The sequence below is a fragment of the Nonomuraea sp. NPDC050404 genome, assembly GCF_040655495.1.
GTDB lineage: Bacteria > Actinomycetota > Actinomycetes > Streptosporangiales > Streptosporangiaceae > Nonomuraea.
Window position 1 is genome coordinate 12,559 of the sequence record NZ_JBFAKB010000048.1, and the last position, 16,579, is coordinate 29,137.

Consider the following 16,579-nt stretch of genomic DNA (forward strand, 5'->3'; position numbering starts at 1 on the left):
GCCCCCGGCCCGTGAACATTTTGTTTTCGCGACCCTTTGTTCACGGACCACCGGGGGCCCTCCCATGCGCCCGCCCGGGGACTGTGCGAGTGCGCGCAATATCAGAAACAAGACCCTCCTATTTCCCGTTTTGTCTTCCCGCTCAACGCTCCCCCTTTACTCGGTAACCGGGCTGCAAACCCCTGCTACATGGGCATTCATGCGCCTGCGGCCGATCATCACGAGTGGTAGAACTGCTTTCGTAGCTCAGCCGTGGCGACACGCTTCGTGTGGTGCCCATAGCGTGCACGCAACGGCATACGGGGGTTATCGATTCGCATTTCCATCGCATTCGAGAGCGATCGATCACGAGCCGGGAAGGCAATCATGAATCGAGTAGTCAAGACGGCCATTGCCGTCACAGCATTCGGCTTGGCGGCGGCGGTCATGGCCGTGCCGGCCCAAGCCGAAGGCCAATACAACACCGCCAGGTACGCTCCCATCGACGGCCCGGGCGGAGGCACCGCCGCGACTGCCGGCAGCCCGCTCGGCGGCCTTCTGGGCGGCCTGGTCGGAGGCGGCCTGCTCGGGATGCTCGGCGGCAGCAAGGCCAAGTCCGCCGGCCACCCGGGCCACCCGGGACACCCCGGTCGCCCAATGACCGAGGCCGAGCGGGACGCCGCCAGCGAGAACCAGGCGGAGGGCGTGTCGGAGTCCGTCACCACGGCCAACGCGGCCGAGGACGCCACCCGCACGGGCGGCCCGATACCCGAGCTGTCGCCCATCGTCGGAAACATGGTCATCCCGCTGAGCGGGAACCCCCTCGGCGGGAACTCGCTGGGCGGCACCCCGCTGAGCGGGACCGGCCTGACCAAGAACCTGCCCCTCCTGTCCGGCGCGGCACGCATGGCGCAGCCGGGCACGACCTCGGTGAAGGCGAACAAGCAGGACAAGAGCGAGACCGCCGGCGCGAGCGCGGTCACGCAGGGCGCGGCGGGCGGCGCGCTGGCCTCGCCCGTCACCGGCCTGGTGGCCGAGGTGTCCGGCAGCGACCTGCTGCCGGCCATGGGCGCCGGCGCCGCGACCAAGACGATGAGCGGCACGAGCAAGGGCTACGGCGCCCTCTCGGCCGACGCCCTGCTGGCCGGCCTCGGCGAGGCCGCACGGCGCGCCCTGCCGAAGGCCGGGGGCAGCGAGCTGTCCCCGGTGCTCGGCCAGGTCGCGCCCACCGAGATGGCTCCGGTCGTCGAGGCGCTGCCCTCCACCTCCCAGACCGGCGCCATGGACGACCTCGCTCCGCTGGTCGAGACCGGCTCGTCCTTCGTCGAGGCCCGCGGAACCAGGGCCGCCACCTCCTACGGCGACCTCGTCACCGCCCTCGGCTGGACCACCGACGCCCTGACCAGCTCGGTGCGCGGCTCCTGGGCGCGCGACTGATCCCTGCCGCGGCCCCCGGTGAGCCGGGGGCGCCCGAGCACGGTATTCGGGCGCGCGGCCGGGCTGTGGTGCAGGGCTGCCGAGCGTGGCGGGCCGAAAGATCGGCAGGATGGTTTCGCGGGCGTCTTAGGTGCCGACGCCCGGGTACCGGTCCCGCCGGCGACCAGGTGGCCCGTCGGCGCGCTCCAGCAGCTCCCTGACGGCGTTTTCCCTTGACCGGGTCCTGTTGGCAACGGGATCGCCCGGCCGGGCCCCAGGCCGAAGATCTGGGCCGGGGCCCATCGAACGGAACGCCGCCGCACGGACGCGACAGGCCGCACAGGACTCCCTCAAGGTGCTGGGGGTCCGTGGCACTGACGCGAGTGGATTGCGAGGCGCCCGCTCAGGCGGGCGGCCTCATGTCGGGCCGGGGCGGACGCGCCCCCGCCCGGGGACGAACTCACCGCGCCGCTTGTGCAGGGCAGCGGCGCCCCGTGAGTTCCCCGCCGCCGACCCTCTTTGGGTCGGCGGCACTGACTTTTCTCCTTCATCCGTTAGCCAAGGTCACCGCCACCGCTTTTTTCTTCATCCGTTACGGCGGAGCCAAGGTCACCGCCACCGCTTTTTTCTTTATCCGTTACGGCGGAGCCAAGGTCACCGCCACCCGCCGCACAGGGCTGGTGGCCTCCAGGAATACGCCCTCTGACCGCCACATGGCCGGGCGCCGTTACGCGCGCCCACTGGACCGGCGACGTGGTCAAACCCGGAGACCGGCCTGGGGCCGCTGGGAGCTTCGGGGCTCAGGGGAGGCGGACGCCGGTGCGGCGGGCTATTTGGGCCTGGAGTCTGGCCATCTGCCAGTGCAAATCCAGGAGTTGCTCGGCGAGTTGCAGCTTCGGAATCTCGGACACGTCCTCGGTGGCCAGGTGGTCAATCGCGGCCGAAAGCTCTCCCATCGCGAGCCCCCACTCCATCACCGTTCCTCGGATCGAATTGACGTTCGAATGCTATAGGAACAGGCGGCTCCCTGTCAGTCTTTTGCCCCTCCAGCCGCCACGGTTTCGCACACAAGATCGAACCCCCGGGCAGGCGGGAGCCACGGAGCAGGGCAAGGTGGGCTCGCGTGACGGCGGGCCACCGGTGAAGGGTCAGAGGGCGTTTCCTGGAGGGCCCTCAGCCGGAGTGCGGTGGGTGGGAGGCCACGGCACCGCGTAATGGATGGATCGGTCCTTGGGGGTCAGAGAGCGGCGGGTGGGAGGCCACGGTGCCGCGTAACAGCTGGGTTAGCCCTTGTTGTAGGCGGCGATGACTTCCTTGGGATCGCCGTCCATTTTGATTTTGCCCTTGTGGAGCCAGATCACCCGGTTGCAGGTTTGTTCGATGACGCGCAGGTCGTGGGCCACGAGGAAGACCGTGCCGGCCGACTCGCGGATCTGGCGGATGCGTTCCTCGCTCTTCTTGCGGAACTCGCGGTCGCCGGTCGCCAGGGCCTCGTCGATGAGCAGGACGTCATGGGTCTTGGCGGAGGAGATGGCGAAGCGCAGGCGGGCGCCCATGCCGGAGGAGTACGTGGACATCGGCAGCTGGACGAACTCGTCGATGCCGGAGAAGTCGACGATCTCCTGGTACTTCTCCTTGACCTCGGCGGGCGTCATGCCCATGGCGTAGCAGCCGAGGACGATGTTGCGCTCGCCGGTCAGCTCGCGCATGAGGGCCGCGTTGACGCCGAGCAGCGAGGGCTGGCCGTCGGTGTAGACCGCGCCCTCGTGCGGGGGCAGCAGGCCCGCGATGGCGCGCAGCAGCGTGGACTTGCCCGAGCCGTTGCGCCCCACGATGCCGATGGCGTCCCCGTGATAGGCCACGAAGGTCACGCCCTTGACCGCGTGGACCTCTTTCATCTGCGGCCGCCCCTGGCGCTTCAGGATGCGCGTCAGGGCGTTGACCGCGTTGCCCTTCTCGGTGTCGGAGGCCGCGCCGTAGACGCGGTAGACGATGTGCAGGTCGTCGACGATGACGGTGGGGGTCCCCGTCGGGACGTCGAGGGGCGCCTTGCCCTGGGGCTCCGGGTTGGGATGCACGCGCACATCCTTGCCGGGGACGGCGGGCTTGTCGCCCTTCACCTGTGACAGCTCCTTGGTCAGTTCAGCCACGCCCGTACCTCTCCTCGGACCGCCAGAAGTACCAGAAGCCGAAGCCGAGAGCGAACACCGCCCAGAATACGCAAGACACCACGACCATCGTCGGCGGGTGGTGCCCATGCGTATCGTTGTAGGTGCCGATCAGGATCTCGCGCATCCACTCGATGTAGGAGGCCGCCGGGTTGAGATACATGAGGTCGGCGACCCACTGGGGCAACTGCGCCGACTCCACCACCTTGGCCTGGATGGAGAAGAACACACCCGAGGCGTAGAGCCAGGTGCGGGTGATGAAGGGCAGGAGCTGGTTGAGGTCGCGCATCTGGGCGCCGAGCCGGGCCACGATCAGGCCGGCCCCGACGTTGAACATCGTCTGCAGCAGCAGCACCACCGGGATCATGAGCCAGTACCAGGTGGGGTATTCGGCGGTGGCCACCACGATGACGAGGAGCACGCTCATGGAGATGGCGAGTTGCTGGAGCTCCTGGATCGTGTACGCGAGCGGCAGCGAGGCCCGTGGGAAGTGCAGGGCCCGGATCATCGACAGGTTGCTCGAGATCGACTTGGCGCCCGCGGTGACGGTCCGCTGCGTGTAGGTGAAGATGAACATCCCGACCAGCAGGAAGGCCGGATAGTTCTTGATGTCGTCCTTGCCGCCCAGGATGAGGCCGAACATCACGTAGTAGATGCCGGCGTTGAGCAGCGGGGTCAGGACCTGCCAGAGCTGGCCGAGCGCGGAGTTGGAGTGCTTCGTGACGTTGCGTGAGGTCGCGTACGTCAGGATGAAGTGCCGCCGCTGCCACAACTGGCGCAGGTAGACGGGAAACCTCGGCCGTGCGATGGCACGGCGAAGCCCATATCTCTTGGCGAGCTTGGCCAGCGGCTCCTGCCCGCTCCGGCCGCCCGCCTGGGCGTCCGCTACGGCGGATTCCGGCTGGCTCATGGCAAGGACTCTATTGGATCCCGGTCGATGGGGTGTCTGTCGTGGGTTCACAGCGATGAGTTGGACGGACTGTGCGGACGCCGGGTTCCAAGGCGTCGCCAAGACCTGCTCAACGGTAGCCCAGCAAGGCGGGGCGTGCGGGCAAGGGCGGGAGCACCGTCGTGTAGGGGGTATTTTTCATCGACTGTTCACGTCCAGGGTCAGCCCCTTGAAGGCCATTTGTACGATTTGTGCTTTCTTGGGCCGAATGTCTGTGACGCTGGATAGGCGCACGTGTGACCGAACTGCAACGCGCCAGAGACTCCCTGGTGGCAAGTAGTAAGGGATAGTCGCGATCGACTGGCAGGGCGTCGGCTGGTTTGACCATGTCAGCCAAATCCGGGGGGATACCAGGAACCCCCCGTCAGGCTGCTCACGATCACCGCAGCTCAGCGCTTGGCGCCCACCTGTAGAGGGAGGAATTCTTTCACCATGCGTGTTACTAAGGGCGCACAGACCGTCGCCGGTATCGCGCTGCTCGCCCTCGCGGTTGCCGCGTGTGGCGGCGGTGCCTCTGAAACCGGTGGCACTGCCGCGGGCGGCGGTGAGACGCCGGTCCGCATGGAAATCGGCGAGCCCCAGGAGCTCCTGCACCCGCAGAACACCACGGAGACCGAGGGCTCCGAGGTGCTCGCGGCGGTGTTCTCGCCGCTCGTGCGTTACGACGACCAGAAGCAGCCCGTCGAGGAGGCCGCCGAGAGCGTCTCCACGACGGACAGCAAGGTTTGGACGATCAAGCTCAAGTCCGGTTACACGTGGCACGACGGCACCCCGGTGACCGCCGCCGACTACGCGCGCGCGTGGAATTATGCCGCCCTCCAGGACAACGCCATGGGCTCGTCGTACTTCTTCGGCCGCGTCGACGGCTACAACGACCTGCACCCCGGTGAGGGCAAGACCCCGACCGGCAAGGAGATGAAGGGCCTGAAGGTCGTTGACGACCTCACGCTCGAAGTCACCCTGGCCGCGCCGTTCTCGCAGTTCAAGACCATGCTCGGGTACACCGCCTTCTACCCGCTGCCCGCCTCGGCGCTCGGCGAGGACGGCAAGCTGACCCAGGCCTACGGTGAGAAGCCGATCGGCCAGGGCCTGTTCAAGCTGGACAAGCCCTACAAGAAGGGCACCGACCCGACCATCGAGCTGTCGGTGTACGACAAGTTCCCCGGCAAGAAGCCGACGGGCTGGACGAAGCTGCAGTTCAAGCTCTACACCAGCTCCGAGACCTCGTGGAACGACCTGCAGGCCGAGAACCTCGACATCCACGACTCCCTGCCGCCCACCGCCATCGCCACGGCCAAGTCCGTGCTCGGCGACCGCTACTTCGACGAGCCCGACGCCTCCATCGGCTACGTCGGCGTCCCGCTGAAGTACAACAAGGACTTCGAGAACGTCGACGTGCGCAAGGCCATCTCGATGGCCATCGACCGCAAGACGATCAGTGACACGGTCTTCTCCGGCACCCGCGCGCCGGCCGACGACTTCATCAACCCGGCCATCTCCGGCTACCGCCAGGGTGCCTGCGAGGCGTGCACGTACAACCCGGCCGAGGCCAAGAAGCTGTACGAGTCCGCCGGTGGTCCCAAGACCATCGAGCTCGGCTACAACGCCGACGGTCCGCACAAGGAGTGGATCGAGGCCGTGGCCAACAACCTCCGTGCCAACCTGGGCATCGAGGTCACGCCGAAGCCGTTCGAGAAGTTCCAGGGCATCCTGGACGCCCTCGACGCCAAGGAGTACAAGGGCCTGTTCCGCATGGGCTGGGCCATCGACTACCCGTCGCCCGAGAACTACCTGACGCCGATCTTCCACACCGGCGCCATCGCGACCGGCTCGAACTACGGCGGCTTCTCCAACAAGGACTTCGACGAGCTGATGGCCAAGGGCGACCAGGCCACCGACCCCGCCGAGGGCCTGAAGTTCTACCAGCAGGCGGACGACATCCTGCTCAAGGAGCTTCCTTACATCCCGGTTTACTTCTACCGGAGCAATTTCGGCCACTCCACCAAGGTCAAGAACGTCAAGCTGAACCTGCTCAACCAGATCAACTGGGCTGACGTCGAGAAGGCCTGACGTCATTCGTCTGGTGGACGGCACTTGCCGTCCACCCGTCGGAGGGCTGAGCTTGGAGGCAGTCACTCGGGCCGGTAGATCACGGAATCCGAGGGGCTGCCTCCAAGTGCGTACCGGAGGGCTTGAATGGGCCGATATGTCATTAGGCGACTGATCCAGGCGATACCCGTCCTGCTCGGCGCCACGCTACTCATCTTCTGCATCGTCTTCGCGCTGCCCGGCGACCCCATCGCGGCGCTGTTCGGAGACAAACGTCCGGACCCGGCCATCGCCGAGGTCCTTCGAGAGCAGTACCACCTCAACGACCCGCTGCTGCTGCAGTACTGGTACTACATCAGCGGCGTGCTCTTCCGCGGCGACTTCGGCGTGAACTTCGCCGACATCCCGGTGTCCCAGGTCATGGCGGGCAAGTTCCAGATCACGCTGAACCTCGCCCTGACCGCCCTGGTCATCGAGGCCGTGCTCGGCGTCGGCCTGGGCCTGTGGGCGGCGCTGCGCCGCGGCAGGGCCACCGACACCATGATCCTGGCCTCGTCGCTGCTGCTGATCTCGGTCCCCACGCTGGTGACCGGCTTCGTGCTGCAGCTCGTCCTGGGCGTGAAGCTCAAACAGTGGACCGGGCTGGACATATTTCCCGTCGCGGGCACGTTCGCCGGCTATCGCAGCTACCTGCTGCCGGGGTTCGTGCTGGCCGGGGTGTCGGTCGCGTACCTCACGAGGCTCACCAGGACCAGCCTGGTGGAGACCCTGAGGTCCGACTACATCCGCACGGCCACGGCCAAGGGCCTGTCCAGACGGCGCGTCATCGGCAGGCACGGCTTGCGCAACGCGCTGATCCCGCTGGTCACCTATCTGGGCGCCGACCTCGGCAACCTGATGGGCGGCGCGGTGATCACAGAGACGATCTTCAATCTCCAGGGGATCGGCAACCAGCTATTCCAATCGGTCTACTTGCGAGAACAGCCGGTTGTGGTAGGTATCGTCACGGTACTGGTGCTGATCTACATCCTGGCCAACCTGGTCGTCGACCTGTTGTACGCCGTGCTCGACCCGAGGATCCGCTATGAGTAACCCAACCCCGCCGGTCGGGCCGGGACTCCCCGAGACGCAGACGCTGCTTCCCGACACGACCACCACTCCGGGGACGGAACACGAGACCCAGCAGGTCAAGGGCGGCAAGCCCGCGAGCCTGTGGACCGACGCCTGGTATGACCTGCGGCGCCGGCCGATGTTCATCCTCTCGGTGATCATCGTGCTGATCCTGCTGGTCATGTCGTTCTGGCCGTCGCTCTTCAGCGCGATCGACCCGTACAACGCCAGGACCTGTGATCTGTCCACGGCCAGGCAGGGGTCGAGCGCCGGTCACCTGTTCGGCCGCGACAACCTGGGCTGCGACGTCTACGCCAGGACGATCTACGGAGCCCGCAACTCCATCGTGATCGGCGTGCTGACCACGATCCTGACCACGTTCATCGGCGGTCTGCTCGGCATCATCGCGGGCTTCCGCGGCGGCTGGGTCGACTCGATCTCCTCGCGCTTCACGGAGATCTTCTTCGCCATCCCGTCGATCCTCGGCGCGCTGCTGATCGCGGCCACGTTCCGGGGCAAGGCCAACAGCATCATGCTGGTCATCGTGGCGCTCACGGTGCTCGGCTGGCCGATGACGTACCGCATCATGCGGGCGGCGGTGATCACGGCGAAGAGCCAGGACTTCGTGGTCGCGGCCAGGGCGCTGGGCGCGGGAGCGGGCCGGATCATGTTCCGCCACCTGCTGCCGAACTCGCTGGCCCCGGTCATCGTCGTGGCCACGATCAACCTGGGCACCTTCATCGCGGCCGAGGCCGCGCTGTCGTTCCTGGGCGTGGGCGTGCAGTCGCCGGACATCTCGTGGGGTCGCATGATCGCGGACGCGCGTGACAGGTTCCTGGAGGCGCCACTGCCGCTGGTGTTCCCCGCCGTGTTCCTGAGCATCACCGTGCTCGCGTTCATCATGATGGGCGACGCCGTACGCGACGCGCTCGACCCGAAGCTCAGGTAGTAAGGGGAACTTAGTGAAGAGAACGTCTGCCGACGTGTTGCCGGCCGAAGGAGCGGTGGGCGACGAGCCGCTGCTCGCGGTCGACAACCTACACGTGGAGTTCCGTACCAGAGCCGGGATCGTACGGGCGGTCAACGGCGTGAGCTACACGCTGGCGCCGGGTGAGACGCTCGCGGTGCTGGGCGAGTCGGGTTCGGGCAAGTCCGTGACGGCGCAGGCCATCATGGGCATCCTGGACATGCCACCCGCGGTCATCCCCGAGGGGGAGGTCCGCTTCAAGGGCACCGACCTGCTCAAGCTCTCGGAGGAGGCCCGCACCCAGGTGCGCGGCCAGCGCATCGCGATGATCTTCCAGGACGCGCTCTCCGCGCTCAACCCGGTGTTCACCGTGGGCTGGCAGATCAGCGAGATGTTCCGGGTGCACCGCGGCATGTCCAAGGGCGACGCCATGAAGAAGGCCGTCGAGCTGATGGACCGGGTCCGCATCCCGGCCGCCAAGCAGCGGGCGAACGACTACCCGCACCAGTTCTCCGGCGGCATGCGGCAGCGCATCATGATCGCGATGTCGATCGCGCTGGACCCCGAGGTGCTGATCGCGGACGAGCCGACCACGGCGCTGGACGTGACCGTCCAGGCTCAGATCATGGAACTGCTGGCCGAACTGCAGCGCGAGAGCCAGATGGGCCTGATCCTGATCACGCACGACCTCGGGGTCGTGGCCGACGTGGCCGACAAGATCGCGGTCATGTACGCGGGGCGCATCGTGGAGCGGGCCCCGGTGTACGACATCTACAAGTCGCCCGCGCATCCGTACACGAAGGGCCTGCTGGACTCGATCCCCAGGGTCGACCTCAAGGGCCAGGACCTGTACGCGATCAAGGGCCTGCCGCCCAACCTGCTCAGCCTGCCGACCGGGTGCTCGTTCAACCCGCGGTGCCCGTACCGGCAGGACAACTGCACGACGGACGTCCCCCCGCTCTACGAGATCAGCGGCACCCGCGGCAGCGCCTGCCACTACTGGAGGGAGGTCCTCGATGGCGAGCGGCAGTGAGCGCATCCTTGAGGTGCGCGACCTGGTCAAGCACTTCCCGCTGACCCAGGGCATCGTCTTCAAGAAGCAGGTCGGCGCGATCAAGGCCGTGGACGGCGTGTCGTTCGACCTGAACAGGGGCGAGACGCTGGGCATCGTGGGCGAGTCGGGCTGCGGCAAGTCCACGCTGGCCAAGGTGCTGATGGCGCTCGAACGGCCCACCTCGGGCTCGGTGACGATCAACGGCAAGGACATCGCCCGCGCCAGGGGCGGTGAGCTCAAGCGCATGCGCCGCAACATCCAGATGGTGATGCAGGACCCTTACACCTCGCTGAACCCCAGGATGACCGTCGGCGACATCATCGGCGAGCCGTACGAGATCCACACGGAGGTCGCCCCCAAGGGCGATCGGCGCACGAAGGTGCAGGAGCTGCTGGAGGTGGTGGGGCTCAACCCCGACCACATCAACCGCTACCCGCACCAGTTCTCCGGCGGTCAGCGGCAGCGCATCGGCATCGCCCGCGGGCTGGCGCTGCAGCCGGAGATCATCGTGTGCGACGAGCCGGTCTCCGCGCTGGACGTGTCGATTCAGGCGCAGGTCATCAACCTGCTCGAACGGCTGCAGAACGAGTTCGACCTGGCCTACATCTTCATCGCCCACGACCTGTCGGTGGTGCGCCACATCTCCGACCGGGTGGGCGTGATGTACCTGGGCAAGTTCGTGGAGCTGGGCAAGGACACGGAGATCTACGACCGTCCCGCGCATCCGTACACGCAGGCGCTGCTGTCGGCGGTGCCGGTGCCGGACCCGGACGGGCGGGAGCAGCGGGAGCGGATCATCCTGCAGGGTGACCCGCCGTCTCCGGCGAACCCGCCCAGCGGGTGCCGGTTCCGCACGCGGTGCTGGAAGGCGCAGGAGATCTGCGCCGAGGAGGAGCCCCTGCTCCAGATCCGCCCGGGCACGGCACATGAGAGCGCGTGTCACTTCGCTGAGACGCACGATGTGGTTCATGTGAGTTAAAAGCTCCATATATTACGGCGGCGCCTGGTGAACCCAGGCGCCGCACGTGCCTGAGGACCTTCCAGGGAGACGGCCGCTGAGCCCGTCAGTGGCTCGCCGCCGTTACGACGCACAGTGGGCCTAGACCGTGGCTACAAGCGCTGACCCGTGGCCGAACAGTCCCTGGTTGGCCGCCAGCCCCATCCGGGCGTCCGTCACCTGACGGGCGCCCGCCCGGCCCCTGAGCTGCGTTGTCAGCTCGCAGAGCTGGGCCAGGGCCTGGGCCGGGATGGCCTCACCGAAGGACGCGAGGCCGCCCGACGGGTTGACCGGGATCCGGCCTCCGAGTGCGGTGTGCCCGTCCCTGAGCAGTTTCTCCGCCTCTCCCGGTGGGCACAGGCCGAGGTCCTCCATCCAGTCCAGCTCCAGTGCCGTGGACAGGTCGTACACCTCCGCCAGTGAGAGATCCTCCGGCCCGGCCCCGGCCTCCTCGTAGGCCGCGTGGGCGATCGACGCCCTGAAGGACCTCTCGGGGACGGGCGCGGCGGCGCGGGAGCCGGTGGCTTGGGGGTCGGTGGCTCGGGAGCCGGTGGCTTGGGGGTCGGTGGCGAAGTCCGGCAGGTCCAGTGTTGTGTTCGGGAAGACCGGGGTGACCGTGGAGACGGCGGTCAGGCGGACGAAGCGGGTGGCGTGGCGGCGGGCGTACGCCTGCGAGGCCAGCACCACCGCCGCGCCCCCGTCGGAGGTGGCGCAGATGTCCATGAGACGCAGCGGGTCGGCCACCATGGGCGAGGCCAGCACCTCCTCGGCGGTGACCGGCCTGCGGTAGCGGGCCATCGGGTTGAGCGAGCCGGCCAGCGCGTTCTTGACCTTGACGGCGGCGAAGTCGGCGGGGGTCGAGCCGTGCAGGGCCATCCGGCGGCGGGCGTAGAGGGCGAAGTAGGCGGGGTTCGTGGCGCCCAGGAGGCGGAAGCGCAGCCAGTCGGGGTCGTCGGGGCGATCGCCGCCCACCGGCTTGAAGAAACCCTTCGGCGCCGTCTCCGCGCCGATCACGAGTGCCACGTCGCACAGGCCGGCCAGGATTCGGGTGCGCGCGATGTCCAGCGCCTGCGCTCCCGAGGCGCAGGCCGCGTAGCAGGAGGCCACGCTCGCGCCGGACCAGCCCAGCGCCCTGGCGTAGGAGGCGCCCGAGACGAATCCTGGATAGCCGTTCCTGATCGTGTCGGCGCCGGCGACGAACTGCACGTCCGTCCATTCGAGGCCGGCGTCGCGCAGGGCCTCGCGGGCGGCCGCCACGCCGTACTCCAGGAAGGGCCTGCCCCATTTGCCCCACGGATGCATGCCCGTCCCGAGCACCGCCACCGCGCTCGATGAACCCGCACTCGACGAACCCGCACTCGATGAACCCGCACTCGACGAACCCGCACTCGACGAACCCGCACGCACCGAGCCTGCGCTCATGAGGCTCGGCCCCACATCCACACCAGCGGCCCGTCGGCCAGCGGGCCCGAGGTCAGCTCCAGCTCCATGCCCACCGCGAGCTGGTCCACGGTCAGGTCCTTGACCTGGCCGAGCACCACGATCCCGACGTCGTCCAGCTCCACCGCGGCCAGCGTCACCGGCACGTACGGGTCGGCGGCCACGTAGGGCGCGGGCGGCGGGTAGCAGGCGTTCGTGTAGGACCAGATCCGCCCGCGCCGTGGCAGCGGCACCACCTCGGTGGTGCTGCCCGCGCAGCGCGGGTCGGGGCACGAGCCTGGCCGGGGCGGGAAGGCGACCGTGCCGCAGTCCGCGCACCTGGTGCCGAGCAGGCGGACGCCGTCCGGCTCGACGGCGAACCAGCCCTCGATCGCGTACGTCATAGCCGGAGTATCACACAAGCGCTTGTTAGGTTAAATCCCTCTCGCGGTTCCGCCGCCGCAACATCACCCGCGCCGACATCGCCATCACCAGCACCAGCATGCCCGCCACCACGGGCAGCCTGGAGACGGGTGCGGGCCCGTCGCCGAAGTACGGCCCCGGCCTGGGCGGCCCCGCCACCGGCACGTCCAGCCGGTCGGCCGCCCGCAGGGCCAGCAGCGCGTTGGCCACCCCGTGGCCGTAGGCGGGGCTGTAGCCGTTCTGCGGCTGCCAGTAGGTGCCGGTCTCGATGGCCGTCCGCACGTGGAACGGGGACATGCCGGGATGGGCCGACCTGATCAGGGCCGCGATGCCCGCGACCATGGCGGCGGCGGAACTGGTGCCGTCGCCGACCATGTACGAGGCGTCCCCGTCGGCCGTGACGACCTCCGTGCCGGGCGCGACCACGGAGACGTAGTCCTGTTTGTTGGAGAAGTCCGCGACCTTCATCTTCTTGTCCACCGCGCCCACCGCGATCACGCCCGGGTAGGCGGCGGGGAAGTTCTTCCTGTTGCCCGCGGTGCCGTCGTTGCCCGACGAGGCCACCAGCACGGCGCCCTTGGAGATCGCGTACTGGACGGCCTCCTCCTCCGAGGCCGAGCCCTCCCACGCGCCGCTGCCGCCGCCGAGCGACATGCTGATCACGTCGGCGCCCTGGTCGGCCGCGTACCTGATGCCCTTGGCCAGCGCGTCGCGCCAGCCGGAGCGCTGCTTGCCGCGGCGCGGGTCGCCGTTCTCCAGCGTGACCCGCACGGACAGCACCCTCGCCTCGGGCGCGACCCCGAGCACGCCGCCCTTGCGTCCTTCGCCGTGGCCGCGCCCGGCGATCAGGCTGGCCATCGCGGTCCCGTGTTGTCCCCATGGCCCGCTGTCCTGGCCGGTCAGGTCGGGGCCCTGGATGACGGCGCCCTCCAGGTCGGGGTGCAGCAGGTTCACGCCGGTGTCGAGCACCGCTACCACCACGCCCGAGCCCCTGCTCGACTGCCACGCCTCGGGCAGGCGCAACTCCCCGAGGTGCCACTGGCCCGCCCGCGCGGCCTCGCCCATGTCATCGGCCAGGGCCGCCTGCGGCGAGAACCCGGTGACCAGCCCCGCCACCAGGAAGACAGGCAGGATGAGCCGCCTCATCGGGACGGCCGGTCCTCGCCGGGCCGCCGCTTGTCGCCTCATCGGGACGGCCCGTCCCCGCCGGGCCGCCGCTTGTCGCCTCATAGGGATGGCCGGCCCTTGCCCGGCCGCCGCTTGGCGCCCCATCGGGATGGTCGGCCCGGCCACTGCTCGGCGCCTCATCGGGTCATCGCCCGGTTCAGGGCCGTCGCGAGTTGCCGCGCGGCGCTGCGCAGGCGCGGTTCGACGCGGTCGCCCGGCTGGTAGGCCCGTCCGTCGCTGTATCCGGCCGCCGTCGCCACCACGTAACGCTCCCGCGACCCGACGATCACCCCGGTGACGTACTGCCGGTCGCCGAACCGTCCGGCGGGCCCGCCGGGGAAGGCCGCCGGGCGTACGGTGGCGGGCCGTCCCGAGTCCTGGGAGTCGGCCCCCCGCCCGTCGAGCACGGCGATGCCCACGGTGACGACGTAGGTCTGGGTGCTGTCGGTGTAGGTGGCGCGTAACGCGGTACGGCAGCCGGGCCGTACCGCGGCAGGCTGGAAGGCGGCCGTGCAGGGCGCCTCGGGGGCGACCCCGGCCAGCACGTAGGTGACCCGCGCCCCCGAAGGGCTGAGGCCGGGCACGGCGCCGGGGAACACCTGGACGACCGGCCAGGCGTGCCAGCGCTCTGAGACGGGTGGCGCCGGGACGGGCCAGACCGTGGAAGCTAGGGACATCAGCACAACGGACAGGTGGTGGTACACGATGACCTCGAACGGAAGGGGAGGGACCTCCGATCTGCCCGTGCATTCTGACACGCGAGTGCCCGTGCATTCCGACGCTTCGGTAAACGGACCGATACGTGGAGTAGTTCCAAAATGTCGCTTTCTTACTAGGGAGATGGGGAAAGTCTGACATGTGCCCCCGGCGGGAGCCCAAGCCGCTGTGCCGCGTCGCCGGAGTTGACCGCGATCGCGATCAGCCCGGCCGAGTCCGCGAACACCACCAGCTCGCCCGGCGGCACCGCCGCGTAGGTCTCCCGGTAGGGCAGGGCGAGCTGCCGCCGCCCCATCCACACCCCCAGCGTGTCGCCCACCCGCACGCCCAGCGCCTGCAGGTCGCCCGCCGCGATCGACAGTTGCGTGTTGCCGTAGCGGTCGACCGAGACGACCTCGCCCTCCACCGAGCCCTCGCGCAGCAGCGAGGTAGGCTCGGGCAGCGAGACCAGCCTGGTCAGCGGCACCGCAGGTCCCAGGTCCGCCGGCCGCAGCCCGCCGAACAGCCGCCCGGCGACCGGTGAGAACACATCGCGCCCATGGAAGGTGGGCGAGACCGGGTGCAGGAAGTAGTCCTCGTTGGTGATCTCGTACGCCGCCTGCGCGCCGCCGCTGGCGTGCACCGCCCACGACAGCAGCCCGTTGTCCGGCCCGACGAACACCCGGCCGCCCGCCACCACGGCCACCGCCCGCCTGGCGCCGCCCGCCCCTGGATCGACCGCGCCGACATGGATGCCCCTGGGGAAATACGGGATGGTCTGGGCGAGAACCGCCGCGCCGCGCCGTACATCGCCCGCGGGAATCAGGTGGCACACGTCGATCACCCGGGCGTCTGGGACGATCCCGGCGATCACTCCATGACAAGCCGCCACATAGCCATCTTCGAGCCCATAGTCGGTGAGGAGGGTGATGACTGGGGTCACATTTCGTGACTGTACGTCTCCCAATCCGCCGTGAACAGCCGCACTCCGCACATTACGATGGCCACGGGCCGCGTGCGAGCGACGCGATCGTCGCCCGCCCCTTTCGAGGAGGACACCATGGGAGCACCGCTCAGCGGTGACAATGCAGCCCAGGAACCGTCTCGCCAACCGCTCTCAGAACGTGAACTCGAGCTCCTCGCCTTCGAGCGCCAGTGGTGGCGCTACGCGGGCGCGAAGGAGCAGGCCATCAAGGAGACCTTCGGGATCTCCGCCACCCGCTACTACCAGTTGCTCGGTGAGTTGATCGACAGGCCGGAGGCGCTCGAACAGGATCCGATGCTGGTCAAGAGGTTGCGCAGGTTACGGTCCGCGCGCCGGCGCGACCGTGCCGCCAGGAGGTTGGGCATGCGCCCCTGACCTGCTGGGTACGGGCAGGCGCGTGAAGAACATCCCTGGAATGGAAGCGATCCTGAGCGATCCGGCAGGCGCCGTGATCGGGCTCGACTTCGACGGAACCCTGTCGCCGATCGTCCCCGATCCCGCCACGGCCGTGATCCACCCCAAAGCGCCCAAAGTACTCGCCGACCTGGGCGCGCACGTCAGCGCGGTGGCCATCGTGACCGGAAGGCCCCCGGCCACCGCGCTGGAACTCGGACCCGGCCTGGCCGACGTGCCGGGGCTGGTCATTCTCGGGCACTACGGCTTCGAACGCTGGGAGGCCGGCCGGATCTCCGCGCCCCCGCCGCCGCCCGGCGTGCCGCGGGCCGAGGCCGAGCTGCAACTCCTGCTCGGCTCGCTCGGCCTGCAGGGCGTCGCCATCGAGGACAAGGGCAGGGCCGTGGCCGTGCACACCCGGCGCAGCCCCGACCCCGAGGGCGCGCTTGAGGTGCTGCGCGCGCCGCTGGCCGAGCTGGCGGCCAAGCACGACCTGGTGATCGAGCCGGGGCGGCTGGTGCTGGAGCTGCGGCCGCCCGGCATGGACAAGGGGCACGCGCTGAGCCTGTTCCTGGCGGAGCGGGCCGCCAGGTCGGTCATGTTCGTCGGGGACGACCTGGGGGACCTGGCCGCTTTCGAGGCCGTACACACCTCCGGGCTGCCGGGCGTGACCGTGTGCAGCGGCTCCACCGAGGTGACCGCGCTGGCCGAGCGGGCCGACATCGTGGTGGACGGCCCCGAGGGAGTGGTGGCCCTGCTCACCGAGCTGACCGCCGCCTTCACCCGCCCCTGAGCCGCCGGCGCGTC

Annotated in this window: 16 protein-coding genes; 8 read left to right on the forward strand and 8 right to left on the reverse strand. The window is 68.9% G+C overall.

The window, feature by feature from the left end; genetic code table 11:
- Positions 1–366: 366 nt before the first annotated feature.
- Positions 367–1,416, forward strand: coding sequence for a hypothetical protein (locus AB0I81_RS60455; RefSeq protein WP_360678852.1), 1,050 nt, complete (start codon positions 367–369; stop codon positions 1,414–1,416).
- A gap of 779 nt (positions 1,417–2,195) precedes the next feature.
- On the opposite strand, the gene AB0I81_RS60460 is transcribed toward AB0I81_RS60455, so the two are convergent.
- From AB0I81_RS60460 to AB0I81_RS60470, 3 genes are all read right to left on the reverse strand, one after another.
- On the reverse strand, positions 2,196–2,351 hold the full coding sequence (locus tag AB0I81_RS60460; protein WP_360678855.1) for a hypothetical protein: 156 nt from the start codon (positions 2,349–2,351) through the stop codon (positions 2,196–2,198).
- A gap of 327 nt (positions 2,352–2,678) precedes the next feature.
- Positions 2,679–3,545 carry an ABC transporter ATP-binding protein gene (locus AB0I81_RS60465; RefSeq protein WP_360678857.1) on the reverse strand — a complete coding sequence of 289 codons (867 nt, stop codon included), beginning with the start codon at positions 3,543–3,545 and terminating at the stop codon, positions 2,679–2,681.
- The gene (locus AB0I81_RS60470) at positions 3,538–4,473 is read right to left on the reverse strand and encodes an ABC transporter permease (protein WP_360678860.1); all 936 of its coding nucleotides are present in this window, start codon (positions 4,471–4,473) and stop codon (positions 3,538–3,540) included. The genes AB0I81_RS60465 and AB0I81_RS60470 overlap by 8 nt, the downstream gene beginning before the upstream one ends.
- Positions 4,474–4,944: 471 nt before the next feature.
- On the opposite strand from AB0I81_RS60470, the gene AB0I81_RS60475 reads away from it, so the two are divergent.
- The 5 genes from AB0I81_RS60475 to AB0I81_RS60495 all read left to right on the forward strand — a co-directional run bounded on the left by AB0I81_RS60475 (position 4,945) and on the right by AB0I81_RS60495 (position 10,671).
- Positions 4,945–6,582 (forward strand): ABC transporter substrate-binding protein, encoded by a 1,638-nt coding sequence (locus AB0I81_RS60475; protein ID WP_360678862.1) that lies wholly within the window; start codon positions 4,945–4,947, stop codon positions 6,580–6,582.
- A gap of 126 nt (positions 6,583–6,708) precedes the next feature.
- The gene (locus AB0I81_RS60480) at positions 6,709–7,653 is read left to right on the forward strand and encodes an ABC transporter permease (RefSeq protein WP_360678865.1); all 945 of its coding nucleotides are present in this window, start codon (positions 6,709–6,711) and stop codon (positions 7,651–7,653) included.
- Entirely contained in the window at positions 7,646–8,620 is a 975-nt protein-coding gene (locus AB0I81_RS60485; protein WP_360678867.1) for an ABC transporter permease, read from the forward strand. Before AB0I81_RS60480 ends, AB0I81_RS60485 begins: the two co-directional genes overlap by 8 nt.
- A 13-nt stretch (positions 8,621–8,633) precedes the next feature.
- Entirely contained in the window at positions 8,634–9,671 is a 1,038-nt protein-coding gene (locus tag AB0I81_RS60490) for an ABC transporter ATP-binding protein (protein ID WP_360678870.1), read from the forward strand.
- A complete protein-coding gene (locus tag AB0I81_RS60495) occupies positions 9,655–10,671 on the forward strand; it encodes a dipeptide ABC transporter ATP-binding protein (protein ID WP_360678873.1) in 1,017 nt (338 codons plus the stop codon). Before AB0I81_RS60490 ends, AB0I81_RS60495 begins: the two co-directional genes overlap by 17 nt.
- Positions 10,672–10,791: 120 nt before the next feature.
- On the opposite strand, the gene AB0I81_RS60500 is transcribed toward AB0I81_RS60495, so the two are convergent.
- From AB0I81_RS60500 to AB0I81_RS60520, 5 genes are all read right to left on the reverse strand, one after another.
- Positions 10,792–12,012: a lipid-transfer protein gene (locus AB0I81_RS60500; protein WP_360678876.1), complete on the reverse strand. Its 1,221-nt coding sequence runs from the start codon at positions 12,010–12,012 to the stop codon at positions 10,792–10,794.
- 95 nt (positions 12,013–12,107) lie between these two features.
- A complete protein-coding gene (locus AB0I81_RS60505; protein WP_360678879.1) occupies positions 12,108–12,512 on the reverse strand; it encodes an OB-fold domain-containing protein in 405 nt (134 codons plus the stop codon).
- Between the two features lie 25 nt (positions 12,513–12,537).
- Complete coding sequence (locus AB0I81_RS60510) at positions 12,538–13,677, reverse strand: S8 family serine peptidase (protein ID WP_360678882.1); 1,140 nt, start codon at positions 13,675–13,677, stop codon at positions 12,538–12,540.
- A 158-nt stretch (positions 13,678–13,835) separates the two neighbouring features.
- On the reverse strand, positions 13,836–14,375 hold the full coding sequence (locus AB0I81_RS60515) for a hypothetical protein (protein ID WP_360678884.1): 540 nt from the start codon (positions 14,373–14,375) through the stop codon (positions 13,836–13,838).
- A 155-nt stretch (positions 14,376–14,530) separates the two neighbouring features.
- Positions 14,531–15,337, reverse strand: coding sequence for an SAM-dependent chlorinase/fluorinase (locus tag AB0I81_RS60520; protein ID WP_360678887.1), 807 nt, complete (start codon positions 15,335–15,337; stop codon positions 14,531–14,533).
- A gap of 117 nt (positions 15,338–15,454) precedes the next feature.
- Here AB0I81_RS60520 and AB0I81_RS60525 point away from each other — a divergent pair, with 117 nt between their 5' ends.
- Together AB0I81_RS60525 and otsB are read left to right on the forward strand one after the other, a co-directional pair.
- Positions 15,455–15,754: a DUF3263 domain-containing protein gene (locus AB0I81_RS60525; RefSeq protein ID WP_360678890.1), complete on the forward strand. Its 300-nt coding sequence runs from the start codon at positions 15,455–15,457 to the stop codon at positions 15,752–15,754.
- 40 nt (positions 15,755–15,794) lie between these two features.
- The gene (otsB, locus tag AB0I81_RS60530; protein ID WP_360678892.1) at positions 15,795–16,565 is read left to right on the forward strand and encodes a trehalose-phosphatase; all 771 of its coding nucleotides are present in this window, start codon (positions 15,795–15,797) and stop codon (positions 16,563–16,565) included.
- Positions 16,566–16,579: the final 14 nt, after the last annotated feature.